The organism is Actinophytocola sp., assembly GCF_036555685.1.
Classification (GTDB): Bacteria; Actinomycetota; Actinomycetes; order Mycobacteriales; family Pseudonocardiaceae; genus Actinophytocola.
Genome location: NZ_DATBKY010000088.1, coordinates 1 through 25,290, shown reverse-complemented (window position 1 = coordinate 25,290; position 25,290 = coordinate 1). Strand labels below are relative to the sequence as shown.

24 protein-coding genes and 1 tRNA gene are annotated in these 25,290 nt (G+C 69.5%); 19 read left to right on the top strand and 6 right to left on the bottom strand.

Going from position 1 to position 25,290, the window contains the following annotated elements; genetic code table 11:
• The 7 genes from VH969_RS09025 to VH969_RS08995 all read left to right on the top strand — a co-directional run.
• Positions 1-1,584, top strand: a 1,584-nt coding sequence (locus VH969_RS09025) for a hybrid sensor histidine kinase/response regulator (RefSeq protein ID WP_331973200.1), incomplete at its 5' end; no start/stop codon positions are given.
• Positions 1,585-1,598: 14 nt separating this feature from the next.
• A complete protein-coding gene (locus VH969_RS09020; protein ID WP_331973199.1) occupies positions 1,599-2,093 on the top strand; it encodes a mycothiol transferase in 495 nt (164 codons plus the stop codon).
• A gap of 124 nt (positions 2,094-2,217) precedes the next feature.
• Positions 2,218-3,417, top strand: coding sequence for a condensation domain-containing protein (locus VH969_RS09015; protein WP_331973198.1), 1,200 nt, complete (start codon positions 2,218-2,220; stop codon positions 3,415-3,417).
• Positions 3,418-3,756: 339 nt separating this feature from the next.
• Positions 3,757-4,224: a hypothetical protein gene (locus VH969_RS09010; RefSeq protein ID WP_331973197.1), complete on the top strand. Its 468-nt coding sequence runs from the start codon at positions 3,757-3,759 to the stop codon at positions 4,222-4,224.
• Between the two features lie 325 nt (positions 4,225-4,549).
• Positions 4,550-4,891, top strand: a complete 342-nt coding sequence (locus VH969_RS09005; RefSeq protein ID WP_331973196.1) for a hypothetical protein — start codon at positions 4,550-4,552, stop codon at positions 4,889-4,891.
• Positions 4,891-6,234 (top strand): putative T7SS-secreted protein, encoded by a 1,344-nt coding sequence (locus tag VH969_RS09000; protein ID WP_331973195.1) that lies wholly within the window; start codon positions 4,891-4,893, stop codon positions 6,232-6,234. Before VH969_RS09005 ends, VH969_RS09000 begins: the two co-directional genes overlap by 1 nt.
• Before the next feature lie 33 nt (positions 6,235-6,267).
• Positions 6,268-6,765 carry a hypothetical protein gene (locus VH969_RS08995; RefSeq protein WP_331973194.1) on the top strand — a complete coding sequence of 166 codons (498 nt, stop codon included), beginning with the start codon at positions 6,268-6,270 and terminating at the stop codon, positions 6,763-6,765.
• A gap of 22 nt (positions 6,766-6,787) precedes the next feature.
• Here VH969_RS08995 and VH969_RS08990 read toward each other — a convergent pair whose 3' ends face one another.
• Complete coding sequence (locus VH969_RS08990; RefSeq protein ID WP_331973193.1) at positions 6,788-7,474, bottom strand: hypothetical protein; 687 nt, start codon at positions 7,472-7,474, stop codon at positions 6,788-6,790.
• A 436-nt stretch (positions 7,475-7,910) separates the two neighbouring features.
• On the opposite strand from VH969_RS08990, the gene VH969_RS08985 reads away from it, so the two are divergent.
• Complete coding sequence (locus tag VH969_RS08985) at positions 7,911-9,218, top strand: hypothetical protein (RefSeq protein ID WP_331973191.1); 1,308 nt, start codon at positions 7,911-7,913, stop codon at positions 9,216-9,218.
• A 553-nt stretch (positions 9,219-9,771) separates the two neighbouring features.
• Complete coding sequence (locus VH969_RS08980; RefSeq protein ID WP_331973189.1) at positions 9,772-10,272, top strand: flavoprotein; 501 nt, start codon at positions 9,772-9,774, stop codon at positions 10,270-10,272.
• A gap of 132 nt (positions 10,273-10,404) precedes the next feature.
• Here the strand turns inward: VH969_RS08980 and VH969_RS08975 are convergent.
• A tRNA-Leu gene (locus tag VH969_RS08975) sits at positions 10,405-10,478 on the bottom strand.
• A 207-nt stretch (positions 10,479-10,685) separates the two neighbouring features.
• On the opposite strand from VH969_RS08975, the gene VH969_RS08970 reads away from it, so the two are divergent.
• Entirely contained in the window at positions 10,686-11,294 is a 609-nt protein-coding gene (locus VH969_RS08970; protein WP_331973187.1) for an ANTAR domain-containing response regulator, read from the top strand.
• Here the strand turns inward: VH969_RS08970 and VH969_RS08965 are convergent.
• A complete protein-coding gene (locus VH969_RS08965) occupies positions 11,287-13,218 on the bottom strand; it encodes a fibronectin type III domain-containing protein (protein ID WP_331973185.1) in 1,932 nt (643 codons plus the stop codon). The genes VH969_RS08970 and VH969_RS08965 overlap by 8 nt on opposite strands.
• Positions 13,219-13,491: 273 nt before the next feature.
• Between VH969_RS08965 and VH969_RS08960 the strand changes: the two genes are divergently transcribed.
• The 5 genes from VH969_RS08960 (at position 13,492) to VH969_RS08940 (ending at position 19,103) form a co-directional block, all read left to right on the top strand.
• Positions 13,492-14,724 carry a branched-chain amino acid ABC transporter substrate-binding protein gene (locus VH969_RS08960; protein WP_331973183.1) on the top strand — a complete coding sequence of 411 codons (1,233 nt, stop codon included), beginning with the start codon at positions 13,492-13,494 and terminating at the stop codon, positions 14,722-14,724.
• 86 nt (positions 14,725-14,810) lie between these two features.
• Positions 14,811-15,728: a branched-chain amino acid ABC transporter permease gene (locus tag VH969_RS08955; RefSeq protein ID WP_331973181.1), complete on the top strand. Its 918-nt coding sequence runs from the start codon at positions 14,811-14,813 to the stop codon at positions 15,726-15,728.
• The gene (locus tag VH969_RS08950; RefSeq protein ID WP_331973179.1) at positions 15,725-17,515 is read left to right on the top strand and encodes a branched-chain amino acid ABC transporter permease; all 1,791 of its coding nucleotides are present in this window, start codon (positions 15,725-15,727) and stop codon (positions 17,513-17,515) included. Before VH969_RS08955 ends, VH969_RS08950 begins: the two co-directional genes overlap by 4 nt.
• The gene (locus VH969_RS08945; protein WP_331973177.1) at positions 17,512-18,390 is read left to right on the top strand and encodes an ABC transporter ATP-binding protein; all 879 of its coding nucleotides are present in this window, start codon (positions 17,512-17,514) and stop codon (positions 18,388-18,390) included. Before VH969_RS08950 ends, VH969_RS08945 begins: the two co-directional genes overlap by 4 nt.
• The gene (locus VH969_RS08940; RefSeq protein WP_331973175.1) at positions 18,387-19,103 is read left to right on the top strand and encodes an ABC transporter ATP-binding protein; all 717 of its coding nucleotides are present in this window, start codon (positions 18,387-18,389) and stop codon (positions 19,101-19,103) included. Before VH969_RS08945 ends, VH969_RS08940 begins: the two co-directional genes overlap by 4 nt.
• A gap of 60 nt (positions 19,104-19,163) precedes the next feature.
• On the opposite strand, the gene VH969_RS08935 is transcribed toward VH969_RS08940, so the two are convergent.
• Together VH969_RS08935 and VH969_RS08930 are read right to left on the bottom strand one after the other, a co-directional pair.
• On the bottom strand, positions 19,164-20,036 hold the full coding sequence (locus VH969_RS08935) for an LLM class flavin-dependent oxidoreductase (protein WP_331973173.1): 873 nt from the start codon (positions 20,034-20,036) through the stop codon (positions 19,164-19,166).
• Entirely contained in the window at positions 20,033-20,416 is a 384-nt protein-coding gene (locus tag VH969_RS08930; protein ID WP_414638445.1) for a PaaI family thioesterase, read from the bottom strand. The genes VH969_RS08935 and VH969_RS08930 overlap by 4 nt, the downstream gene beginning before the upstream one ends.
• 195 nt (positions 20,417-20,611) lie before the next feature.
• On the opposite strand from VH969_RS08930, the gene polA reads away from it, so the two are divergent.
• The 4 genes from polA to VH969_RS08910 all read left to right on the top strand — a co-directional run bounded on the left by polA (position 20,612) and on the right by VH969_RS08910 (position 24,930).
• Positions 20,612-23,266 carry a DNA polymerase I gene (gene polA, locus VH969_RS08925; RefSeq protein WP_527249152.1) on the top strand — a complete coding sequence of 885 codons (2,655 nt, stop codon included), beginning with the start codon at positions 20,612-20,614 and terminating at the stop codon, positions 23,264-23,266.
• 167 nt (positions 23,267-23,433) lie between these two features.
• Positions 23,434-23,853, top strand: coding sequence for a helix-turn-helix domain-containing protein (locus tag VH969_RS08920; protein WP_331973169.1), 420 nt, complete (start codon positions 23,434-23,436; stop codon positions 23,851-23,853).
• 33 nt (positions 23,854-23,886) lie between these two features.
• The gene (locus tag VH969_RS08915; RefSeq protein WP_331973167.1) at positions 23,887-24,312 is read left to right on the top strand and encodes a VOC family protein; all 426 of its coding nucleotides are present in this window, start codon (positions 23,887-23,889) and stop codon (positions 24,310-24,312) included.
• 60 nt (positions 24,313-24,372) lie between these two features.
• Entirely contained in the window at positions 24,373-24,930 is a 558-nt protein-coding gene (locus tag VH969_RS08910; RefSeq protein ID WP_331973165.1) for a Rossmann-fold NAD(P)-binding domain-containing protein, read from the top strand.
• 17 nt (positions 24,931-24,947) lie between these two features.
• On the opposite strand, the gene VH969_RS08905 is transcribed toward VH969_RS08910, so the two are convergent.
• Positions 24,948-25,290: beta propeller repeat protein (locus VH969_RS08905; RefSeq protein ID WP_331973163.1), on the bottom strand; the 343-nt coding region annotated here is incomplete at its 5' end.

The following is a 25,290-nucleotide window of genomic DNA, read 5'->3' as shown; positions in this document are numbered from 1 at the left end:
GTGCTCACGCCGGACCTGACCATCGTGGCCGTGAACGAGGCGTACCTGGCCGCGACCCGGACCCGGCGCGAGACGCTCGTCGGGCAGCCGGTCTTCGCGGCGTTCCCGGACAACCCGGACGACGGGACCGCGGACGGCGTCGCCAACCTGCGCCGGTCGCTGGAGACCGCGCTCGCCACGGGCGAGCCCGACACGATGGCGTTGCAGCGCTACGACATCCCGGCCGGGTCCGGCGGGCGGTTCGAGGAGCGGTACTGGAGCCCGATCAACACGCCGGTCGTGGCCGAGGACGGGAGGATCACGCACCTCATCCACCGCGTGCAGGACGTGACCGAGTTCGTCCGCGCGGCCGGGCACGCGCCCGACGGGGCGCTCGCGCGGCTGTCCGAGCTGGAGGCGGATCTCTTCACGCGTGCCCGCGAGGTCCAGGACATGAACCGGCAGCTGCGCGAGGCGAACAAGGAGCTGGCCGAGACCGGGGCGGCGCTGCGCGCGCAGCAGCGTGCGAAGGACCGGTTCATCGCGACGCTCTCGCACGAGCTGCGCAACCCGCTGGCCGCCATCCGGGCCGGGATCGAGCTGCTGGCGCTCGACGCGCCGGCCGACCACCCCGCGCTCGCGGTGCTGGAACGCCAGACGATGGCGCTGGTCCGGATGACCGACGACCTGCTGGACGCGAGCCGGGCGCTGACCGGCCGGCTCGACCTGGTCCGGCGGCCGCTGGACCTGCGGCAGGTCGTGGCCGAGGCCACGTCGGACGTCGCCGCCTCCTTCGCGGCGGGCCGGCGGGCGCTGCGGGTCTCGCTGCCGTCCGACCCCGTGCCGGTGGACGGCGACCGCGTGCGGCTGGCGCAGCTGGTGGGCAACCTGGTGGGCAACGCGGCGAAGTACACCGAGCCCGGCGCGACCGTCTCGGTGTCGCTGTCGGCCACCTCCGCCGAGGCCGAGCTGGTGGTGGCCGACGACGGCATCGGGTTCGCCCCGGAGCTGGCCGAGTCGTTGTTCGACGTCTTCACGCGGGCGGCCCCGTCGGGCATGACGTCGGTCGGCGGGCTCGGTCTCGGCCTCGCGGTGGTGCGGACGATCAGCGAGCTGCACGGCGGTTCGGTGTCCGCGCACAGCGACGGCGGGGGCACGGGCGCGACGTTCCGCGTCCTGCTGCCGCTGGCCTCGTCCGTCGACCGGCCGGACGGGGTGGCGGCCACCGAGCCGCGCGAGCCGTTGCGGTTCCTGGTGATCGAGGACAACGCGGACCTGGGCGTGACGTACCGGTCGCTGCTGGAGCGGCGAGGCGATACGGCGACCGTGGTGACGACGGGCCGGGCCGGGCTCGCCGCGGCGACGACGGAGCCGTTCGACGTGGTCCTGTGCGACATCGGCCTGCCGGACATCGGCGGCCTGCAGATCGCGCGCCACCTGCGGGCCCAGCCCGAGACGGCGGACCTCACGCTCGTGGCGGTGTCCGGCTTCATCCAGGAAAGCGACCGTCGCGAGGCACTGGACGCGGGCTTCGACGCGTACCTGTCGAAGCCGATGACGCTGGCGGATCTCGACCGGGTCCTCGCCGAGCTGGCGGCCGGCTGAATATTGTCTCGCGAGTGGACTTCCCCGAGCCGAACGCGCCGGCGTCGTCACGCGCCGAGGTCTTCCTGACCTATCTGGACTACCTGCGCTCCCGCATGATCGACAAGGTGCGCTCCCTGCCCGCGGCGGACCAGCGGGCGAGCCGCCTCCCGTCCGGCTGGACCCCGCTGGAGCTGCTGAAGCACGTCCGGTACGTGGAGCTCCGCTGGATCGAGTGGCGCTTCGAGGGCCGTCCGGTAGCCACCCCGTGGGGCGACGAGCAGGAGGGCCGCTGGCACGCGACCGAGCGGCTCGTGGACCTGGTGGCAGCACTGGAAGCCCAGGCCGAGCACACGGACGTGGTCGTGCGCTCGACCGATCTGTCCACCCGCGGCGTCCCAGGCCCGGGCTGGCGAGGCGACCCGGCTTCCCTGGAGCGGATCCTGTTCCACCTGCTGCAGGAGTACGCGAGGCATCTGGGGCATCTGGACATAGTCACGGAACTGGCCGAGGGTCAGGTGGGGGAGTAGCGGCGCACCGAACGACTGGGGGAATCGGGTGCATCCGAACGTATACGACCGTCCTGTCGTGTTGGAGCTCAACGTGTCGCAGTTGCGCAACCTGCGGAACTGGGCACGTGCGGACCTGCCGTCGATGGTGCTGACCGCGGTGGTCCCGGTCGAGTCGACTGTCACCGCGGCCATGACTGCGGTCGGCGAGCTCGTGCGAGCACATGAGGGATTGCGGAGCCGGCTGGTGACCGCTTCGGACGGTGCCCTGCGGCAGGAGGTACTGCCACCCGACGCGGTCGAGGTGCGTCGCCACCTTGAGTTGATCGAGTGCGTCGATCCGCTGACCGGTCCGGAAATCTGGGCGACGCTGCCGGTTTCCCCTCTGGCGGGTGCGTTCCGCACTGTTCTCTACACCAGGGACGGCCAGGTGGTCGCGATCAAGCTCAGCCTGTCGCACGTGTTCGTCGACGCGCTCGGCAAGCAGGCCGCGGCGCGCCATCTGCGCCAGCTCATCGAGCGAAGACCCGTGCGTGCGCCTCGGCAGGCCAGCCAGTTCGCGAAGGGCCCGGACGACCCCGATGTCATACGCAACACCGAGTACTGGAAGCAGGCGCTCGCCGACGCACCGCGTACCTACCGCGCACCCGAGCCGGACTCGGCCGAGGCGGTGTGGGTGACCCAGCACCGGCTGACGCCGGACGAGGTGCGGAGCGTGAAGGCGGCGTGCACCCGGCTCGGCGTGTCACCGCACGCCGTCTGGGTCACTGCGCTGAGCATCGCGATCGGCGCCCTGTCCGGTTGCCACCGGCATGTCTGCAAGACCACCTACGCGAACAGGCGCACCACTGCCGACTTCAACGCCGTGGTCCAGATCGCCCAGCCGGTGTTCCCACACATCGCCGGTTCCGACCGAGACACCCTCAGCTCGCGGACGCGGGCGGTCGAGAACGCGTTGGCCGAAGGCAGAAGCCACAGCCTGTACGACGCCAACGCCCTACTGGACTGGCTGAACCCACCGGCGAACGCCGGCGGCGCGTCCGTCCAGCCGGTGTTCGAGGTGAACTTCGTCCCAGCCGTCGACCGCCACGAAGCGCAGGCACCTCAAGCCCCCACACCCGACGGCACCTGGGTCGAACGAACGAGAATCGCCCCTAACTCCGCGAAACCGAGGATCGTGCTGCTGGTCCGGCATCCGGGTCCCGTGGTCCGCCTGAGTGTTAGGCGCCCGCTCGACGAGGTGCGACGCCCACGCCGGCTCCTCGACGGTTGCCTGCGGACCATCGAGGCCATCGCACAGGACCCGCAGGCGACACTCGCCGGACTGGAAATCAGTTGGCAGTGAGAAAGGTCTCACCGCTCGCCAGGAGTTCGGAAGCTTTGACCGTTTCCGGCCGTTCGCTGGTCGCGGAATTGTCAGTTCCGGTCAAACTCGAAACCCGGCCCGGCCATTTCGGAAGGACCGCCCGTGAGTGCTCGATTCGATGCGAAGTCGATGGGCGTGGCCGAAAGTGTTGCCACACCGACGTATCGGCTCGGGTCGAGCCCGGTGACCACGGGTGGCGCAACTGTATTTGGATGACAACTTCCCGGCTCCCGGGCTCGGCGGCGAGCGGCGGTGGTAGGAACGATTTCGTAAGGTCCTTTGGGGGACGAAAAGGGAAAGCATGTTTGGGGAGAATTCATGCGCCTGACACACCGAATCGCAACGATGATGGTGGCGCTCGCCGCTGTTCTCGGCGGCCTGCTCCTGACCGGTGCCGCCGCGGACGCCGCACCGGCGGCGCCACTCACACTGAAGTTGGTCGCGCATCAGGTCACCACGAAGGCCGGCTGCACGTACTACTACAACGACGCCTACTGGAGCGACGGAACGTGGGCGGGTTACGCGAAGTGGAGCCAGGACCCGTGTGACACCAACGGCGACCCCGGCGACGCGCTGGCGGCATCCGACGTGTACGGGGACGGGTACGGCATCAACGCTCACCTGAGCACCGGCCGCACTGCGACGACCGCGGGCCACAACGCGCCGTACACGAGCCCGTGGAAGACCGGCAACCTGACCGAGGACCAGACGTACCTCATGTGGGCGTGCGCCGAGAAGGGCGGCGTCGAGTACGCCTGCACGGACGGCACCTACGTCAGCTCCTGACATCCGGTCGCGCGGCCCGTTCAGCTCCGGCTCCCGAGCCGGCTGAGCGGGCCGCCGCGTGCCCTGCTGCGTAGCCGGCGACGAACCCCGCGTTCAGCCCACCGATGATCGCAATCCATTCGCGCATGCTGCCGACCAAGTGGTCGGCGGCATCACTGTTGATCTCCTACGCGGGACCTTTCGCCGTCGGCGAGGTGAAACTTGCGGAATCCCCGCCGCGCGGTGCCCGATGCCACTACGTTCCTGCCATACGGAACTGGGGCGGTGTTCGGTTCGTCGGTGTCATGGGCAGCGCTCCCGCAGGCGACGACACGGGTGACAGGGCATGGATGGCTACCGCGTAGAACCACAGGAGCTTCGCACGGCGGCGAACGGCATTGGTGATGCCATCGCGAAGGCGGACGACACGAACCTCGAGGAGGTCCCCGGCAAGGGCGACGCGTACGGGCACGGCAAGGTTTCGTCGGCGGTGTCGAACTTCTGTACCACGTGGGAGCTCGCCAAGCAGATCCTCCAGCAGCGCTCGGCGTCCGCCGGTGAGGCGTTGGAGGGCGCCGCGGGTGTCTACGAGGAGAAGGAGCGCACCGGCTCATCCCGGTTCGACCCGGCCCACCCGGTGCCGCACCCGACCCCGGGGCCCGCGCCGACGCCTACTGGGGGGAATTGATGGCTGAGCTCGGCCAGACCAACGACCCCAAGGAGCTCGTCCCCGGCGACCCCGCGGCGGTCACCGATGCGGCCGACAAGCTGCGCACGAAGGCGAACACGATGGAGACGGTCGCCGGTGACCTCAGCGGTATCCGGATCCCGGGCTGGGAAGGGCCGGCCAGCAGCGCGTTCTGGGACAAGTTCACCCCGGAGCCGGCCAACTGGCGCCTCGGCCGCGACGCGATGAACTCCGCCGCGAGCACACTCGACAGCCACGCCTCGTCGCTCACCTGGGCACAAGGCCAGGCGGCCGAGGCCATCGCGCTGTGGAACGAGGGAGAGCAGGCCACCAGGCAGGCGATCTCGGACTTCGAGTCGACGGGCGGTTCGTTCATGCCCGGCATGACGCCGGGTGCCACGCCCGGGTCGCCCGGCGGCCCGGTGCCGGTCGGCGGTTCGTTCAGCGACCCCGGCGCGGCGAAGCGCCAGCAGGCCCGGGAGATCCTCGACCGGGCGCGCGACCAGCTGGAGAAGGCCGGCAACAGCAACGCTGAGGCCATCGACAACCAGGGCGGCAAGGGCAAGGGCGCGCCGAGCTGGCTGACCGGACCGCAGAAGTTCGTGGAGAAGAAGGGGCCGCAGAAGGTCGCCGTCGACATCAAGCAGACGGAGAGTTGGCTGGAGAAGGCTGAGCGCCAGCAGAACGCGGGCAGCAAGTTCGCCAAGTACGGCCAGTGGGGCGAGGAGTTCCAGAAGAAGCAGGGACCCGGCATCAATGCCACGCTGGTGGGCGGCACGGCCGAGGCGAGCCTGTTCAAGACCGACGCCATGGGCGCGACCCAGCTCGGCGACGTCACGCTGGCAGGCAAGGCCCAGGTCTCGGCTCTCAGCGCGGACGCCACGGCGACCGCGGGCATCAGCCGCGACGGCATCACCGGCCAGGCGCGGGCCGGGGCCTACCTGGTCAACGCCTCGGCGGAGGGCTCCGCGCGCTACGGGTACGCCGAGGTCGGCGGCACGGCCAAGGGCTACGTCGGCGCGGAGGCCGGTGTTCAGGGCGCGGTCGGCAAGGACGGCATCAAGCTGGGCGCGGACGCGTTCGCCGGCGCGAAGGCCACCGGCGAGGTGCACGGCGACGTCGGTGGGCTGGGAGCCGGCCTCACCGGCGAGGCGTGGGCGGGAGCCGGCGCCGAGGCCAACGCGACCATCGGCAAGGGCGAGGACGGCAAGTGGACGATCGGTGCGGAGGCCGGGGTCGGCCTCGGTGTCGGCGCCAAGCTCGGCTTCGAGGTCACGGTGGACCCGGACGAGATCACCGATACCCTCGGCGACGCGGCCAGCGCGATCAACCCGTTCGACTGACCGCCGTCACGACCAACGCTTGGAGTTCCACCCATGGTCACCCAGCTACCCGTTCGCATCGAGTTCTCGCTGCCGGAGGGCTGGCAGGCGGCGCCGCCGGACGAGGTCGGGGCGCCCGGCGTGGCGTTCGTCGCGCTGCACCCGGCCTCCGCCAACGGTTTCACGGCCAACCTGACGATCGCCGGCCAGTTCCGCGAGCCGGAGCTGTCGATGGACGCCATCGCCGAGGAGTCGGTCCACCGCCTCGAGGAGACAGCTGGGTCCGTACGGGTCCGCAAGCGCCGGGAGGTGGGCTCCGCCGACGCGCCGGGCATCACCCAGGTGCTCGACATCGAGGTCGGTGCGGAGCACCCGCTCGAGCTCGTCCAGTGTCAGGTTTTCGTGTCCATGCAGGACGTCGACGACCCGGCGCGACGTGCCGTGCTCGAGCTCGTGCTGACCTGCACGCGGGCACAGCTCGATGACGTGTTCGAGGACTTCCAGGAGTTTGTGCGGACCGTCCGGCCGGCCGGGCCGAGCGCGGCGGACTAGCGCTCGGGTACCGGGCGGCCGCTCAGCGCAGCGCGTCCGGCGGGATCTGGTCCAGCAGGTCACTCAGGTGCGCCACGGCGGGTTCGACCATGCTCGCGGCGAACCCGCCGGTGTCGGCGTTCCAGGCGACGAGGCTCGGCCCGCCGAGCCGCAGCGCGCCCGCCGGGGGGTTGGCCAGTAGCCACCGCCGGACCGGCTCGGTCAGCACGTGGTCGGCGAACGGCTCGTCCTCGGTACCCACGGCGAACGTCCGGTCGAAGGCGTCGTCGCCGGTGGTGTATCGGCGCGTCCAGCGCGGCGCGGACCTGGCCGGGCTGAGTACCAGGGTCGGCACCGGCGCGGGCAGCGTGACCGCGACGACGCGGGTGTAGCCGATCTCCGCCGAGCCCTCTCCGGGCGACAGCGAGCGCGGCGGGGCGAACTGGAAGCAGGCGAACTCCCGGCCCCGGTGCGTCCCGGTGACCAGGTCGAGCGCTGGGCGCAGCTGCCCGCCCCGGCCGAACGGGTAGCCGTCGAACCGCCGGAGGAACTCGTCGTCCCGTGGGGTGTAGTGCCACCCCCGCTCGGCGGCCAGCCGGGCCAGGTCGTGACCGACGGCGGGGTTCCGAGGCGCGCGGTTGCGCCGGACGGTGCGGACCAGCAGCCAGCCGATGAGCCCGATGATCGCTGCGAAGACCAGCACGAACGCGACCGGCGCGAGCTCCAACATCGCGTAAACGCTCCCAGGTGTCGCGGGCGGGAAGCGTCGAGGGTACCCACGCCGCCACGCGCCTTGGTTCGGAGTGGGGGACTCGCGGGGTCGACAGCGGACGGGTAGGCCGGTGAGGGCCGTGCGATTTGTCCGGCGTCGGGGGTTTGGCCGGTTTCGGGTGCTGGGCCCCGGGTACGCAGCTCGCGGACGTATTGCCGGCCCGCCGCGTGAGTGAGTGGCAGACGCCGGTCGCGTCGCGGGGCTGGAGTTGGTCGCGGTGAGCGCGTACTTGACCCGCGAGCGGCGGACTTCGCGGGGGCCCAACTCTCGCCGCCTGGTCCAGCGGCTTGTGGCTGATCTGAGCGCCCGCTCGTCCAGTGCTTTAGTTGCGATATCAAAGATTCCGCAACCTCCGGGCTGCCACCACGGCGTGGTGCCGAGACATCCAGCAGCTGTGCGCAACGATGTTGCCGTGCGTCCGAGACAGCAACATGACGTGGCACAGGCGCCAAATGAATCCGCCGAAGTACAGCCCCAGCCCGAGGGGCTCTCACAGTTCATCAGCAAAGTGCTCGATCAGTTGAGCCTGAGCGCTTGGCTGCCTGCGGCAATGCTGGTCGGCTGCACAGCAATCCTGCTCCAGCTCCGCAGCCAAGGCAACTTTGACGTGGGCGCGGCGGTTGTCGCCCTCACCGCCAAACCATTGGGAATTCTGGTAGTCCTGCTGTTCTCGGTTGTGCTCGCAGCGATGGTAAGTCAGGCCTTTTCGTTCGGAGCAATAAGGTTCTTGGAGGGATATTGGGGCCCGTTTCTCAAACTGGGGATTTTCGCGGCCCTGGTTGGCTATAGGCGACGACGTCTCCGAAAGATGCGAGATCGACTAGGTAAGCTCGAGTTGTCGGCCTTCGTTGCGGCTCTTGGAGACATGCTTGGTAAAGAGTCTTCCCGTATTGTATACCTCCACGTTCATCAAATGTATTACAGTGACGAACCGGAACCTCAAGTGGTTCGGAGGAACGACATCCCGGGACAAACATCGCAGCAAGTGGGGGGCACTTCGAGTCGTGAAGAAGACGTTCGTCATACGCATCAATTCAGTCTGGCTCGCTATCGAGACAAGCGCATTCGAAAGATGCGGGAGCGAGTAGCAAGACTCGATTTGGAAGATTTCAAACGAATTCTTGCAAATATGCTAGACAGTCAGCCGTCGCATGTAGTCTACTCCAAGATTCACGGAAAATACTATCCTGACGAACCTGAACCACGGACTGGAGAATCAGATTCGACCGAGATGACTCCGCAATTGACGTGGCAGGATCGTATCCCAGCTGAAAAGGCTGAGAAGATTGATCGAATCGGTAGTCGAATTCGCGAGCATCCTAAAGTTCATCGGCTGCGTCCGACTAGACTGGGCAACATCATCCGGGCTACTGAGGACTCATTGAATCTGAGCGAGAACGAGACCCTGCAGGCCTTTGTCCTACGTCGACGGGAACTGGTGTCAACTAGAGTCAAACAGCATCATGACCAGTACCGAACTCGCCTCGACATGTACTGCACGCTGGTGTTCATCTATGTCATTCTGAGCATGCTTAGCCTTGTTCTGTTTGCTACCATCACGGCTCCCCAATGGATTGGGATATGTGTGATCGCTGGGCTATTTCTCGGCATGGCGTTAGTGAGCTACTCGGCCGCAATCGCGAGTGCTGGAGGATATTGCACTGCGCTTATGGAAATCAATGAGGTCAAATTGGAAGAATAGTTACATTGGCGCGAACACCGCTTTCGAAATTATTGCTCGACAACCAGTTCCATGACCTCATCTTTATGGACAGGGCACGCAGGGGCAGCCGTCGCCCGCTTTGTCTTAGCGCAGTCTGGCCTGGGGCAACGATACTTCCGCCATTTCAGCGGATCGTTCCCAGGCGGTCGGTCGTCAACCATGTGATGACCGCCCTTCCCTCGGCGGCGCCCACAGATCAGGCATCGAGTATGCCCTGTTCATCGTTCCTCGACCAGGGACCTTTGGCCCATAGGGGCCTTGGCGAACGCATCGACACGGATGCGCTAACTGCCGTTCTTCTCGGCCTCGCTCGCAGGTTCATCTTGAGTTGGGCTGGGCGTCGGTCGGGCAAGGCGACGATAGCCTTGCTGTGTGCACCTGCTCGAGGCGGAACGTGTGGCCAAGCAGGACGTGTCGCGGAATGCGGCTGCCCGCGCTCTGCTGAGCACGCTACTCGCTCGCGAACGCAAGAGCGCCACGCCCGGCCTTCGGCGCTCGCGGCTCGACCTGGCGCTGCTTGATGACGTCGCGGGTGCTCTATCTCGTCGTGTGTGCCGCGCCGCCTGCTCAGGCGATAGCCGAGTTGATCGGGCTCCTACAGGAGAAGAACTGGACGGTCTGCGTCATCGCGACGCCGCGTGCTGCCGGTTGGATGGATATCTCGGCTCTGGCTGATAAGACCGGGCGGCCGGTGCGTGACGAGTATCAGGGACCCGATGATTCAGAGTCCTTGCCGCGCGCTGATGTGATAGCGGTGGCGCCCGCGACGTTCAACACCGTCAACAAGTGGGTCGCCGGGATCAGCGACACGTTCGCGCTCGGGTTGCTCAACGAGGCGATCGGCTTGCGGCTGCCGATCGTCGTGGCGCCCTACGCCAAGTCGAGCCTCGCCGCGCATCCGGCGTACGCGCGGAGCTTGCAGACGCTCAGCGAGTGGGGCGTGACGGTGCTGCCGAACGAGGCCATCCGCGTCGGAGCGGCGCGGGACGTGTTCGACTGGCGGCCCGTCGTCGATGCGCTGGACGGCGTGTGACGGCAACTGGATGACTCTCGGTCTACCGGGTCGGCGCCTCGCTGGCGGGCCCTGGACCGCGTCGAAGCCGTGATCCGACGGGAGTCATGCCCGAGGCCCAGATGAGTGAACTATCGATCCAGGTCACGAGGGTGCCCCCGGTGCGATTCGAACGCACACTGGACGGGTTTTGAATCCGTTGCCTCTGCCGATTGGGCTACGGGGGCTACGGCCGACGACTCTACGGGATGCGTGTGTCGCGGGTCGTGAGGGTTGGGCCGGGGCGGCACGTGTGACCAGGGGCGCAGGGAACATCACGGGGTATGTTGCCGGCTCGTTACATTATGGTGATCACCGTCTCTGAGGCGGCAGGGGCGCGGTCCGCGTCGGTAGGCTGGGGTTTCCGCAGTCGCAGAGACCCCAGGAGGACCCCGGTGACCGAGCAGGCTGCCGAGGCCCGGCCGGGCCCGGCCGTGCAGCGCAGTGTTCTCGTCGCGGAGGACGAGGCGCTCATCCGGCTCGACCTCGTCGAGATGCTCAAGGAGGAGGGCTACCACGTCGCCGGCGAGGCGGGCGACGGCGAGCAGGCCGTGGCCATGGCCGCCGAGCTCAAGCCCGACCTCGTGATCCTCGACGTGAAGATGCCCAAGATGGACGGGATCGACGCCGCCGCGGCGATCGCGGGCGAGCGGATCGCGCCGGTCGTCATCCTCACCGCCTTCAGCCAGCGTGACCTCGTGGAGCGCGCTCGCGAGGCGGGCGCGATGGCCTACCTGGTCAAACCGTTCGCCAAGCACGACCTCGTCCCGGCCATCGAGCTCGCGGTCAGCCGCTTCTCCGAGCTCGCCGCCCTCGAGACCGAGGTCGCCACGCTCACCGACCGCATGGAGACCCGCAAGGTCATCGAGCGCGCCAAGGGCCTGCTCATGACCAAGCAGGGCCTCTCCGAACCCGAGGCCTTCCGCTGGATCCAGCGCACCGCGATGGACCGGCGCGCCACGATGAAGGCCGTCGCCGAGGCGGTCGTCGAGAACATCACCTGATCACGAAGTTCAGCAGCGCCGACACCGGGCGTTCGCTGCGCATCCCGTACTCGCGTACCTCGATCGAGTGCGAACCGAACGTCAGCCCGCCCACGGCGATCGACACCGCGTAACTACCGCCGAGCCCCGGGCCGTCGGCCGCGGTCGGGATGCCCGCGATCACCGCACCGTCGAGCCGCACCTGCACGCCCTGCACACCGGCGACCGCGCCGGTGTCCCACTGCACGTGCTCCGGCTCCAGCGTCACGCTCAACACGAGCTGCCCGCGCCGCGGCACGGTCGTGCTCTCCAGCGGCTGCCCGCCGGCATTCCCCAGTACCGCCTTGATCCGGGGCAGCGCGTCGGGCAGGTCCGGCGGCTGTTCGGGGTGCGCGGCCGGCGGCGACCAGTCCGGCGCGGGCGTGATCTCCAGGTACGTCTCCAGCAGCACCGCCTGCACGCTCGACCCCGGCGCCCGCACCACGAACGGCGTGACGGTGTCCGGCCCACGCGTACCCAGCAGCGACGGCGGCACGTCGGCGACCACGGTCAGCGCCGCCCCCGGCTCGCGTGGCGGCACCGCCACGGTCGGCCGCGCCGGCACTCGCAGCCTGCCCATCTGCACGACCACCCGCCGCGTGTCCAGCTCCCGCGTGACCGCCATGGTGGCCACGAGCCGCGCGGAAGCGGCGTGCCGCAACGGAGTCCGCGCGATCCCGACCCCCGGCTCCTGGTCCCGAGGCCCGAGCACGCGCTGTGTCCCCGCGTTCACCGACTCCTCGACGACCCGCGGCGGCGCGGTCGGCGGCCCGGTGAACCCGGCCGACGACACGTGCACCCGCGAGCGCCGCCCGTCCGGCCCGCGGAAACCGAGCAGCAACGACGCCGACCGCCACGCCGGCACCACGTCCCGCGCCGCCACCGCGAGCCCGTCCTGGTACACCCGCACGCCCGTCGACGTCAGCACCACCTCGAACACGTGGATCACGCCCGGCCCGCGCCGCGGCACCGGATGGATCTCCCGTGTCGGACCGCGCGCGGCCAGGTCCGGCGCCGTGCTCACCTGCACCCCGGTGTCGCCCACGGACACGCGGATCGTGCCGCCCGGCAGCGCGGGATCCGTCTCCTCCGTCCGGCTCGCCCGTCGCAGGCCGACGCCGACCCGATCCGCGCGGCCGGGCACGAGGTCCACGGTCAGCTCGCCACCCGGACCCGCCGCGTCCGTGCCGACCGTGACCCGGCCGAGCACCTCGTCCGCCCCACGCGGCGCGGTGAGCCGCATCGGCACACGTGCCCGCAGCACCGCCATGTCCGCGCCACAGCCGAGGTCGATCGGCAGCCCCAGGCCGTCGACCCGGCCGGCGCCCAGCCCGACGCAGCCGCGGTAGCCCGACACGTGCCAGCGCGCGTCCGGCGACGTATCCAGCGCGGTCGACGCGTCGTGGAAGTCGTCGTACAGCCCGGTCAGGCCGGACAGGTACGGCCGGTGCTGGCGGCCCGGCACGGCGATCACCTCGGTGGGCCGCGACCGCTGCCCGAACGCGTCGACGCTGCGCACCGACACCCGGTACCGCCGCCCGTCGGTGAGCCGGTTCAGCTGCACGTCCGGCGCGGCCACGAGGCGGGACGAAGTGCGCTCGCCGTCGACCTGCCAGCGGATCTCGTACCCGGCCACGCCGTCCAGCGGCTTCCCGCCGGCCAGCCCGTCCGCCCACGACAGGCGCAGCCGGCCGGCACCGGGAGTGACCACGATCTGCTCCGGCTGCGGCGGCGGGCGCCCTGCGCTGGGCAGCACGACGAAGTTCGACGCGAACCGGTCCACGTGCACCACCGGCGGTGACTCGTCGTGCGCGGGCGCGTCCTCGGTGGCCCGCAGCGCCACCACGGCACCGGCCACGAGCACGACCCCGGCGAGCCAGGCGAGCAGCCGGTTCCGTGTCCGCACGTGGAGAAGGTTAGGAGCAGCCCGGTGGGCGGGACCCGCTGCGTTGTGAAGTTGAGATCGGGTGATCCGCCGATGACCGATTAGCCCGGCTTCGTCCGGTGAGCGGACGTCGGTGAGCAATTTCGTTGCAGTCTGGTCACGAGGCCCCTAGGTGCGTGACTCACACAGCGTGAGTTACTACGTTCCGGCCCAGCCCTCTGACATGGACGAGGGTTGGGTTCGGCATGCTATGCGCAATCGCTCGAACGAAGTGAGTGGATGAAGGGACGTCACGTGCGAAACCAGACGGTGAAGGCCGCGGCGGTAGTAGCAGCGGGGGTGTTGCTGCTGGCGGCGTGCGGCACCAACAAGGAGGAGACGCCGGCTGGTGGCGAGAACAACCAGGCCTGCGACACAAGCAAGGGAACTCTGATCGTCGGGTCGATCTCCCCGCTGAGCGGTGAGCTCTCCGCACTGGGCAAGGGCATCGAGAACTCGGCACGGCTCGCTGTGAACCAGGCCAACGAGAAGTGCACCGTCAAGGGCTACAAGCTCCAGCTGCAGGCCGAGGACGACCAGAAGAACCCGCAGCTGGGTGCTCAGGCGGCGACGAAGCTCGCGTCGACGCCGGGCGTGGTCGGCGTGGTCTCCACGCTGAACTCCTCGGTGTCCCAGAGCGTTCAGCCGATCCTGGACCAGGCCGGCATTCTGCAGATCTCGCCGGCGAACACCAACGACACGCTGACCAAGGGCGAGAACTTCGACACCGCGCCGAAGCGGCCGTACAAGACGTACTTCCGCACCTGCACGGTCGACTCGCTGCAGGGCCCGTACGCGGCCGACTACCTGGTCGAGAAGGCCGGCAAGAAGAACGTCGCGATCATCACCGACGGTCTGACCTACGGCGAGGGCCTCGCGGACACGTTCACCAAGCGCGCCGAGGAGAAGGGCGCCAAGATCGTGACCCGCCAGAAGATCGGTGAGAAGGACACGGACTTCTCCGGCGTGATCGCGGCCGTCAAGCCGTTCAAGCCGGACGCCGTCTACTTCGGTGGCCAGTACCCGCAGGCCGGCCCGCTCTCGAAGCAGCTCGTCGGTGCCGGGCTCAACGTCCCCGTGATGGGTGGCGACGGCATCTTCGACGACAACTTCATCAAGCTGGGCGGCAAGGACGGCGACCTCGCGACCTCCGTCGGCGCCCCGACCGAGGACCTGGACAGCGCGAAGGCGTTCGTCGACGCGTACGAGAAGGCCGGCTTCAAGGAGGGCTACAGCGCCTACGGTGCGTTCGCCTACGACGCCGCCAACGTGATCATCACCTCGCTCGCCAAGACCATCGGCGACAAGGAATGGGCCGACTCGATGCGCCCGGACATGGTCAAGAACGCCGGCGAGTACAGCGCCGACGGCGCGACCGGCAAGGTCTCGTTCGACGAGTTCGGCGACAGCACGAACAAGGTGCTGACCGTGTACCAGGTGTCCGGTGGCAAGTGGGACGCGGTGCAGACCGGTGAGTTCGCCGGCTGACCTTCGGGTTCAACAGATCTATCCGTGAAGATCGACGCGACGGCGGGGGTGGGCCCAGCCCACCCCCGCCGCCGGGGGAGGTAGATGTGGGGACCCTGTTACAACAGATCGCCAACGGCATCGTGCTCGGCGCGACGATCGGCCTGATCGCGCTGGGTTACACGATGGTGTACGGCATCATCCAGCTGATCAACTTCGCGCACGGCGAGGTCTTCATGGTCGGCGCGTTCGGCGGTCTGGCCGTGTACCGGTGGATGCTGCCCGAGAGCTGGCGGGAGCAGTGGTACATCGCGCTCCCGCTGATGCTGCTCGGCGGCGTGATCGTCGCGGTCGTGATCGCGGTGCTCATGGAGCGGTTCGCCTACCGCCCACTGAGAAACGCGCCAAGACTCGCGCCACTGATCACCGCTCTCGGTGTGTCGGTGGCGCTGCAGGAAGCGATCCGGATCTGGTACCCCGACGCCGACGCGGCGCAGCCGTTCCCGCGGGTGTTCATCGACAAGCAGATCAACATCGGTCCGGTGGAGATCTCCGCGTCCGGGCTGCTGCTGATCGTCGTCTCGATCGGACTGTCGATCCTCCTGCAGACCTACGTCAGCCGGTCGCGGATGGGGCGCGCGATGCGGGCCACCTCCCAGGACCGGGACACCGCGCGCCTGATGGGCGTCAACCCGGACCGGGTGATCGTGCTGACCTTCATCCTCGGCGCCGCGCTCGCCGGCGTCGGCGGCGTGCTGTACGGGTCCTGGATCACCAACGTCGACAACTCGATCGGCTTCCAGAACGGCATCTTCGCGTTCACCGCGGCCGTGCTCGGCGGCATCGGCAGCCTGCGCGGTGCGGTGATCGGCGCGTTCATCATCGGCCTCATCAAGAACCTCGGCGGGCAGTACCTGCCGGGCGGCACGCAGTACGACTACGTGTGGATCTTCGTCGTCCTGATCCTCGTGCTGGTCTTCCGGCCGCAGGGTCTGTTCGGTGAGGCGGAGAGGGTGCGGGCGTGAGCAAAGTAACCGGATTCCTCCCCGCGTTCCTGGCACGCCCGTTCGCCGCGATCGGCGGCGTGCTGTTCCTCATCGGCGCGATGCTGCCGTGGGCGACGTTCCTGCTCAACGACGGCCCGTACCCGGACAAGGCGACGCTGCAGTTCTTCGACGCGCCGCTCGAGCTCACCGGGTACCGCTGGAACCTGCTCCTCTTCGGCGTCCTCGCGCTGATCGCGACGTTCGCCCCCACACCGGCCAAGTCGCGCGTGCTGCGCGCGCTCGGCTGGGGCGGGCTGGCGATCTCGGTGATCACCGCGGTCTTCATCGCCGGCAAGGGCGGCGGCCTCGGTGCGATCACGGTGGCGGACGGCAACTACGCGTTCGGCAGCATCGTCGGCGCGCTCGGCGGAGTCGCGGTGATCCTCGCCGCGGGTGCCATACCGCTCGCGGACATCCCGCACTGGTCGACGAGGATCTTCGGCCTCACGGGCTGGGCGGGCCGCATCGCCGCGTGGGTCGCCCTGCTCATCGCGTTCGGCGCCGTGCTGTACCTCGTGTCCGAGACGCTGACCGTCGGCGGCATCGGCGGCGCGGCGTTCCCGTACGCGGGCCCGATCTTCCTGGCGTACCTCGGGTTCGCGGGTGGGCTGCTCGGTGCGCTGCACGGCATGGGCGTCACCGGCTGGGTCGCCCGGCTCTCCGAGGAGCACCGGGCGTTCAGCATCATCGTGCTGCTGCTGTGCGCGTTCGCGCTGCCGTTCACCGACGCGGGCAGCCAGTACTGGATGCAGGTCGCGGCCACCATCGGCGTGTACGCGGCGACCGCGATCGGCCTGAACATCGTGGTGGGCCTGGCGGGCCTGCTCGACCTCGGGTACGTGGCGTTCCTCGGCATCGGCGCGTTCGTCGCGGCGAACCTGTCCGGGGCGGTCGCGTCGACGGTCGGGTGGAACCTGCCGTTCCCGCTCGCCGCGCTGATCTCCGCGGTCATCGCCGGCATCTTCGGCGCGATCGTCGGCTCGCCGACGCTGCGCGTGCGCGGTGACTACCTCGCCATCGTGACGCTCGCGTTCGGTGAGATCTTCTACCGGACCGCGCAGAACGACATCGGCAACCTGACCGGTGGCGCGAGCGCGATTCCCGGCATCCCGCCGATCACGATGTTCGGCACGGCGTTCAACGAGCCGATCACCTTGTTCGGCACCGCGCTGCCCTCCGGTGTCCTGTACTACTTCCTGATCGTGCTCGTGGTCGCGGCGGTCATGGCGGTGTTCGCGAACCTCAAGAACAGCCGCATCGGCCGCGCGTGGATCGCCATCCGCGAGGACGAGGACGCGGCGCGCGCGATGGGCATCGCGACCGGCCGGGCGAAGATCCTCGCGTTCATGTGCGGCGCCACGCTCGCCGGGCTCGCCGGCGCGATCTTCGTGCACAAGCTCGGTACGGCGTCCTACGACAGCTTCAAGTTCCTCGAGTCGGTGACGCTGCTCGCGGCGGTCATCCTCGGCGGCATGGGCACGATCCCGGGCGCCGTGCTCGGCGCGTCGCTGCTGTTCGTGCTGCCGGAGAAGCTGCGCGAGTTCGAGGACTACCGGTTGCTCGTGTTCGGCCTCGCGCTGATCTTCATCATGCGGTTCCGCCCGCAGGGCCTGGTGCCCGACCGGGTCCGCCGCGCGGAGTTCGCCGGTGAGACCGCGGAGGGCAAGTCCATCGAGGAGGTTCAGGAACAGGCCGTGCTGGAACACGAACTGGAGCTAGAACGAGAACGCGAGGCTCCGGCCACCGCGAAGGAGGCCGGCCGATGAGCGCCGCGGCACGGCACGGCGCGGTGGACACCGTGCTCGAGGCGACCGGCGTCACGATGATCTTCGGTGGCCTGACCGCCCTCAACGACGTCTCGCTGACGTTGGGCGAGGGCCGCATCGTCGGCCTGATCGGGCCGAACGGTGCCGGCAAGACGACGTTCTTCAACTGCCTCACCGGCCTGTACACGCCCACCCGCGGCGCGGTCCGGCTGCGCGGCAGGGAGCTGCCGCGCGACCCGGCGAAGGTCACCGTCTCCGGGATCGCGCGGACGTTCCAGAACATCCGGCTGTTCCCCAACATGACCGTGCTGGAAAACGTGCTCGTCGGCCGGCACATCCGGATGCGTCAGGGCCCGCTCGCGTCGCTGTTCCACGGTCCGCGGTTCCACCGCGGCGAGCGGGACGCCCGGCAGAAGGCCGTGGAGCTGCTCGAGTTCGTCGGACTCGCCGGACTGGACGACGAGGTCGCGCGCAACCTGCCCTACGGCGACCAGCGGCGGCTGGAGATCGCCCGGGCGCTCGCGACCGAGCCGGACGTGCTGCTGCTCGACGAGCCGACCGCCGGCATGAACCCGCAGGAGACCGAGGCGGCCCGGCAGCTGATCTTCCGGATCCGCGACACCGGTGTCTCGGTCGTGGTCATCGAGCACGACACGAAGTTCATCTTCAGCCTGTGCGACTCGGTCTCCGTGCTGGTGCAGGGCGAGGTCCTGGTCGAGGGCTCACCGGAGACGGTGCGCGACGACCCGCGGGTGATCGAGGCCTATCTCGGCAAGCCCGCGGAGGAGGTGGAGGCCTCGCTGACCGAGGCCGCCGCCACCGGCCAGGTGGTCGACCGCCGGGCTACCGGCACCGGAGAGGAGGCCGACGCATGAGTCCCCTGCTGGAGGTGGAGAACCTCAGCGTCGCCTACGGCGCGATCGAAGCCGTGCGGGACGTGTCGTTCTCGGTCGACGCCGGCCAGATCGTCTGCCTCATCGGGGCGAACGGCGCGGGCAAGACGACCACGCTGCGGACGATCTCGGGCCTGCTGCGCCCGCGGGGCGGCGACATCAGGTTCGAGGGCAAGTCGATCGCCAAGGCGCCGGCGCACGCCATCCTCAGCCAGGGTGTCGCGCACTGCCCGGAGGGTCGCCGCGTGTTCGCGCGGATGACCGTCGAGGAGAACATGATGCTCGGCGCGTACACCCGCAAGGACGAATCGGGTGTGCGGACCGACCTGAACCGTGTCTACGAGCTGTTCCCGGTACTCGGCGAGCGGCGGACGCAGAAGGCCGGCCTCTTCTCCGGCGGCGAGCAGCAGATGCTGGCGATCGGCCGGGCGATGATGTCCCGGCCGCGGCTGCTGATGCTGGACGAGCCGTCGATGGGTCTCTCGCCGATCATGACGCAGCTGATCTTCGACACGATCAAGGAGCTGCAGCAGCAGGGCACGACGATCCTGCTGGTCGAGCAGAACGCCTTGGCGGCCCTGGCGCTCGCCGACCGCGGCTACGTGGTGGACCTCGGTGCGACGACGCTCGAGGGCCCGGGCAACGAGCTCCTCGCCGACGAGCGCGTGCGGGCGGCGTACCTCGGCCAGTCCTGACCGTCCACTTCGAACGGCGCCTTCCGGTCCGGGAGGCGCCGTTCGGCGTTCCCGGGCCGGTCAGCGGACGAGCGGACGGACCTCTTCGGCGGTGAAGCGGACGAAGCCCTCGATGTCGGGCTCGTCCGCGGTGTGGGTCAGGATGACCGAGTCGGCGCCGGCGCCGGCCAGCTTGTGCACGGCCTGCGCGACCGACTCGGCGTCGCCGGCGGCACCCAGGTCCGGGACCGCCTCGTTGCCCCAGATCTCCAGCTCCTTGCGCAGCCGCGCGGCCGCCGACGGGCCGGTCGTGGCCTGGAGGTAGACGACCAGCGGGTGCGGGTCGGTGCGGCCGGCGGCCGCGCGGCCCTCGTCGATCAGCGCGCGGGCGCGGCGGACCGCGTCGGCGTTGTGCGCGGCGTCGATGATCGTGCCGCCGGCCAGCTCGCCGGACAGCCGGAGCGACCGTGGCCGCGTCGCGCCGAAGTACAGCCTGGGCGGGGCGGGCGGTGGCCAGTCGAGCGCGACGTCGTCGAGGCGCACGTAGTCGCCCGACGTGCGCACCCGCTCACCGCGCAGCAACGCGTTCAGCGCGACGAGGTGCTCGCGCATCGCCGTCAGCGGGGACGCCGGCCGCGCGCCGACCTGGGCCATCCACTCCTGCGCGCCGTGCCCGAAGCCGAACACCGTGCGGCCGGGGAAGAGCCGGTCGAGCGTCGCGACCTCCATCGCGGTCAGGGCCACGTTGCGCAGCGGCAGCGGCAGGATCCCGATGCCCACCCGCAGCCGCGAGGTCCAGCCCAGCGCCGCGGCCATGCTCGCGACGCCGCCTTCGAAGAAGCAGTCCTCCCACAGCCACAGCTCCTCCAGGCCCGACTCCTCGGCCGCGCGGACGACGCCGGGCAGCCGTTCGGGCGGGAGCTGGGGCCGGAAGACGACCCCGAGCGTGGTCACGCGCCCGGCGGGCGCTCGCGGACGATGCAGGTCAGCCGGGCCGTGCAGGTGCGCTTGCCCTCCTCGTCGGTGATCACGATCTCGAACGACGAGGTGCTGCGGCCCACGTGCAGCGGCGTGGCCACGCCGGTGACGTGCCCGGACTTGGCCGCGCGGTGGTGGGTGCAGGAGAGCTCGAGCCCCATCGCGACCCGGTCGGTTCCCGCGTTCAGCGCCGCCGCGACCGATCCGATGGTCTCCGCGAGCGTGGCGTTGGCGCCGCCGTGCAGCAGGCCGTACGGCTGCAGGTTCCCGGCCACCGGCATCGTGCCGACGACGCGCTTCGGGTCCCACTCGGTGACCTCGATGCCCATCTTGGTCGGCAGCAGCTGGTCGATCAGGTCGTACCGGACGCCGGGCAGGTCCGGCGGGAAGTTCTTGTCGCTCGACACGCTCTCTCCTCGCTGGTGGTCGTCACCAGTGTCGGTGCTCCACCCTAGACTCGCCCTGTGCCTGAGACGCCCGACACACGCAATGCCACTACCAGCACGAAGGCCGGTCACGAGCGGCGGCTGCTGCTCATCGACGGCCACTCGATGGCCTACCGGGCGTTCTACGCGCTGAAGGAGGCGAACCTCGTCACGAAGAGCGGTCAGCACACCGAGGCGGTCTACGGCTTCACCTCGATGTTGATCAATCTGCTCCGTGACGAGAAGCCCACGCACGTGGCCGTGTGCTTCGACGTGTCGCGCAAGACCTTCCGCAGCGAGCAGTACGCCGAGTACAAGGCCAACCGCTCCGCGACACCGGACGACTTCAAGGGCCAGATCAGCCTCATCGAGGACGTGCTGGCCACGCTCGCCGTCCCGTCCCTGTCCAAGGAGGGTTTCGAGGCCGACGACCTCATCGCGACGCTCACCACGCTCGCGTCCGCCGAAGGGTTCGAGACATACATCTGTACCGGCGACCGCGACGCGTTCCAGCTCGTCAGCGACCACGTCACGGTGCTCTACCCGTCCCGCGGCGTGTCCGAGATGTGGCGCATGACCCCGGCGAAGGTGCAGGAGAAGACGGGTGTCCTGCCCGACCGGTACGCCGACTTCGCGGCCCTGCGCGGCGACCCGTCGGACAACCTGCCCAAGATCCCCGGCGTCGGCGAGAAGACCGTGGCCAAGTGGATCAACGAGTTCGGCTCGCTCGCCGAGCTGGTCGACCGGGTCGACGAGGTCAAGGGCAAGGTCGGCGACAAGCTGCGCGAGAACCTGGCGAACGTGATGATGAACCGCCAGCTCACCGAGCTGGTCAAGGACGTGCCGCTGGGCGTGGAGCCCGACGACCTCGCCGCGAAGCCGTGGGACCGCGACGCCGTGCACCGGCTGTTCGACGAGCTCGAGTTCCGGGTGCTGCGCGACCGGCTGTTCGCCGACCTGTCCACGGCCGAGCCGGAGGCCGAGCACGGCTTCGAGGTCACCGGCGGCGCGCTCGAGCCGGGTGCGGTGGCCGGCTGGTTGTCGGCGAACGCACCGGCCGGCACGAAGGTCGGCCTGTCGTTCCGCGACGCGTCGACCGGGGTGGCCGGCGAGGCCGTGGAGCTGCGCTCGGTGGCGATCGCGCGTGCGGACGGCACGGGCGCGTTCGTCGACGTGACGACCCTGGCCGAGGAGGACGAGCGGGCGCTGACGGCGTGGCTCGCCGACCCGGCCGTGCCCAAGCTCGCCTACGACGTGAAGCGGTCGCTGCACGCGATCCGCCACCGCGGCTGGACGATGGCCGGGCTCACGATGGACACCCAGCTGGCGGCGTACCTGGTGCGGCCGGGCCAGCGCTCGTTCGCGCTCGACGACCTGGTGCTGCGCTACCTCAAACGGGAGCTGCGGATCGAGCAGGCGCCGGAGGAGCGCCAGCTGTCGCTGCTCGACGGCGAGGACGGCGACGCGGCGAAGGTCGCGGAGGCGGAGATCGTGCGCGCCCGCGCGATCGCCGACCTGGCCGAGGCGCTGGAGATCGCGCTGGACAACACCGGCGGCACGAACCTGCTGGCGGAGATCGAGCTGCCGCTGCTGCACGTGCTGGCCGACCTGGAGGCGGTCGGCATCGCGGTCGACACCGAGCAGCTGGCCGCGCTCGAGGCGCACTTCGCCGGCCGGGTGAAGAGCGCGGAGCAGGAGGCGTTCAAGGTCATCGGCAAGGAGATCAACCTCGGGTCGCCGAAGCAGCTGCAGGTGGTGCTGTTCGACGAGCTGCAGATGCCGAAGACCAAGCGGACGAAGACCGGCTACACGACGGACGCGGACGCGCTGACCGGGCTGTTCGAGCAGACCGAGCACCCGTTCCTGGCGCACCTGCTGGAGCACCGCGACGCCAGCCGGCTGAAGGTCACGGTCGAGGGCCTGATCAAGTCGGTGTCGGACGACAACCGCATCCACACGACGTACAGCCAGACCATCGCCGCGACGGGCCGCCTGTCGTCGACCGAGCCGAACCTGCAGAACGTGCCGATCCGCACGGACGAGGGCCGCACGATCCGCGACACGTTCATCGTGGGCGACGGCTACGCCGAGCTGATGACGGCGGACTACAGCCAGATCGAGATGCGCATCATGGCGCACCTGTCCGGCGACGCGGCGTTGATCGAGGCCTTCCAGTCGGGCTTCGACTTCCACGCCGCAACCGCGGCCCGCGTCTTCTCGGTCGAGCCGACGGACGTCACGGGCGGCCAGCGAGCCAAGATCAAGGCGATGAACTACGGCCTGGCATACGGCTTGTCGGCCTACGGCCTGTCCCAGCAGCTGCGGATCTCCACGGACGAGGCGCGCGGCCTGATGGAGGAGTACTTCGACCGTTTCGGCGGCGTGCGGGACTACCTCCACGAGATCGTGGCGAAGGCCCGCATGGACGGCTACACGGAGACGATCTACGGTCGCCGCCGCTACCTGCCGGACCTGACGTCGGACAACCGGCAGCGCCGCGAGATGGCCGAACGCATGGCCCTGAACGCGCCGATCCAGGGCAGCGCGGCGGACATCATCAAGGTCGCCATGCTGAACGTCGACCGTGAGCTGCGGTCGGCCGGCTTGCGGACGCGGATGCTCCTGCAGGTGCACGACGAGCTGGTGCTCGAGGTCGCCGAGGGGGAGCGGGAGCAGGCGGAGGCCTTGGTGCGCAAGGGGATGGGTGGCGCCTACAAGCTGGACGTCCCGCTGGACGTGTCGGTCGGCTTCGGCCGGTCGTGGAACGACGCCGCGCACTGAGCCGATCGTCCGGGTTCCCGGATGGTCGGACCACTGTGGACACAAAGCGGAGCGACCCGGTCGCTTCGCGGGACTATGCGATGGGGTGGCGGCTTCGCGAAGAACCATCCACGACGCAGCCCGCCAAGCCGATGAGCCCCCTCCCGGACCGGCGTAACGTGCGCGACATGCAGACGGTCCATCTCAGGCGCGCCAAGGATCTGATGGACGCCAGGTACGCCGACGCCCTGGACCTCGACGCGATGGCCGCCGAGGCCGGCTTCTCCCGCTACCACTTCGCGAGAGCATTCCGGCACGCGTTCGGCGAGACCCCGGGCGCCTACCTGAGTCGAAGGCGGGTGGAGCGAGCCAAGGACCTCCTGGCCAACGCGAACCTCACCGTGACCGAGATCTGCATGGTCGTCGGCTTCACCAGCCTCGGGTCGTTCTCCCGGCGTTTCGCCGAGCTCGTGGGCTGCTCGCCCACCGAGTATCGCAAGCGCATGGTCGATCGGGGCGGACCGCCGGCGATACCCGGGTGCTTTCTCATGGCGTGGGCGCGGCCCACAGCAATCGCGGATAAGCAGGGCGACGGGACGCGCGCCTAGCGTGAGTGTCCACACCGAACAGGAGGAACGGACATGATCACCAAGCTCTCGCACGCCATGGTCTACGTGCTGGACCAGGAGTCCGCGAAGGACTTCTACACCAACAAGCTCGGCTTCGAGCTGCGCAGCGACATCACCATGGGGGAGGAGTTCGAGGGCTCCGGCCAGGGCTTCCGCTGGCTGACCGTCGGGCCGCCGAACCAGCCCGAGGTCGAGTACATCCTCGCCGACTGCGCCATGGGCCACTCGCCCGAGAACAGCGAGGCCATTCGCGAGCTCGTCGCCAAGGGCGCGATCGGCGGCGGCGTCTTCGCGACCGACGACTGCCACAAGACCTACCGCGAGCTCTCCGAGCGCGGCGTGACCTTCCTCGCCGAGCCGGCCGAGCGGCCGTACGGCATCGAGGCCGTGTTCCGCGACGACTCGGGCAACTGGTTCAGCCTCACCCAGGCTCGGTGACGCGAAAACGGACACCGGCTCGGGTAACGTGACGGAGCGAGTTCGAGCTCCGGAGGCTGGATGAGCGGGAAACGTGCCCTCGTCCTCGGTGGCACCGGCATGCTGGCCGGCTGCGCCGAAGCGCTCGTCGCGGACGGGTGGCACGTCGTCCTGCCGAGCAGACGCTACGCGCCCATCCCCGCCGTCGAGCACAACGGCGGCGGGAACGGGCACCGCAAGGCCCTCTGGGTCGAGGCCACCTGGTCCGAGCCCGCCGCGCTCGCCGAACGTGCCGCGCGGGCCCTCGGCGGTCCGGCCGACCTGCTCGTCGCCTGGGTGCACCGGACCGAACGGATCTCCGTGCTCCGGGCCGTCGCCGCGCTGCTGGCCCCCGGCGCGCCCGTCGTGGAGGTCCACGGCAGCGCGTCGGCCAACCCGGTCGGCGGCTGCCCGGACCCGGTCCTCCCGGACCACCCCACGCAGCAGGTCGTGCTCGGCTTCGTCCGGCACGCCGGCCGTACCCGGTGGCTCACCCACCGGGAGATCTCCGCCGGCGTGCTGGACGGCGTCCGCCGGGCGCTGGCCGGAAAACCGCCAGCGGTGCACCAGGTCGGCGAGTTCCGACCGGTGCACCGCTGACGTCCTACCCCCTCGGGTCAGCCCACCTCGAGCTTGCGCCAGTGCACCCCGTCCTCGGACGCCATGAGCTCCGAGTTCCCGTCACCGGTGGCGATGTAGCCGGTACGGGTCCACTGCGCGTAGCCGCGGTACTTCGCCGGCACCTTGGTGAACGTGCGACCGCCGTCGCTGCTGCGGTACTGCTTGTCGTCCTGGGCGTTGATCGTCAGCGAGCCGTCCGCGCCCACGACCGTGCTCGAGATGACCCGGCGCGGCGCCTTCCCGGTCTGCGGATGCCACGTCTGCTCCCAGGTGCGCCCTACGTCGGTGCTGCGGTAAACGGCCAGCAACCCGTTGCTCTCCGAGGGCAACGCGCCGATC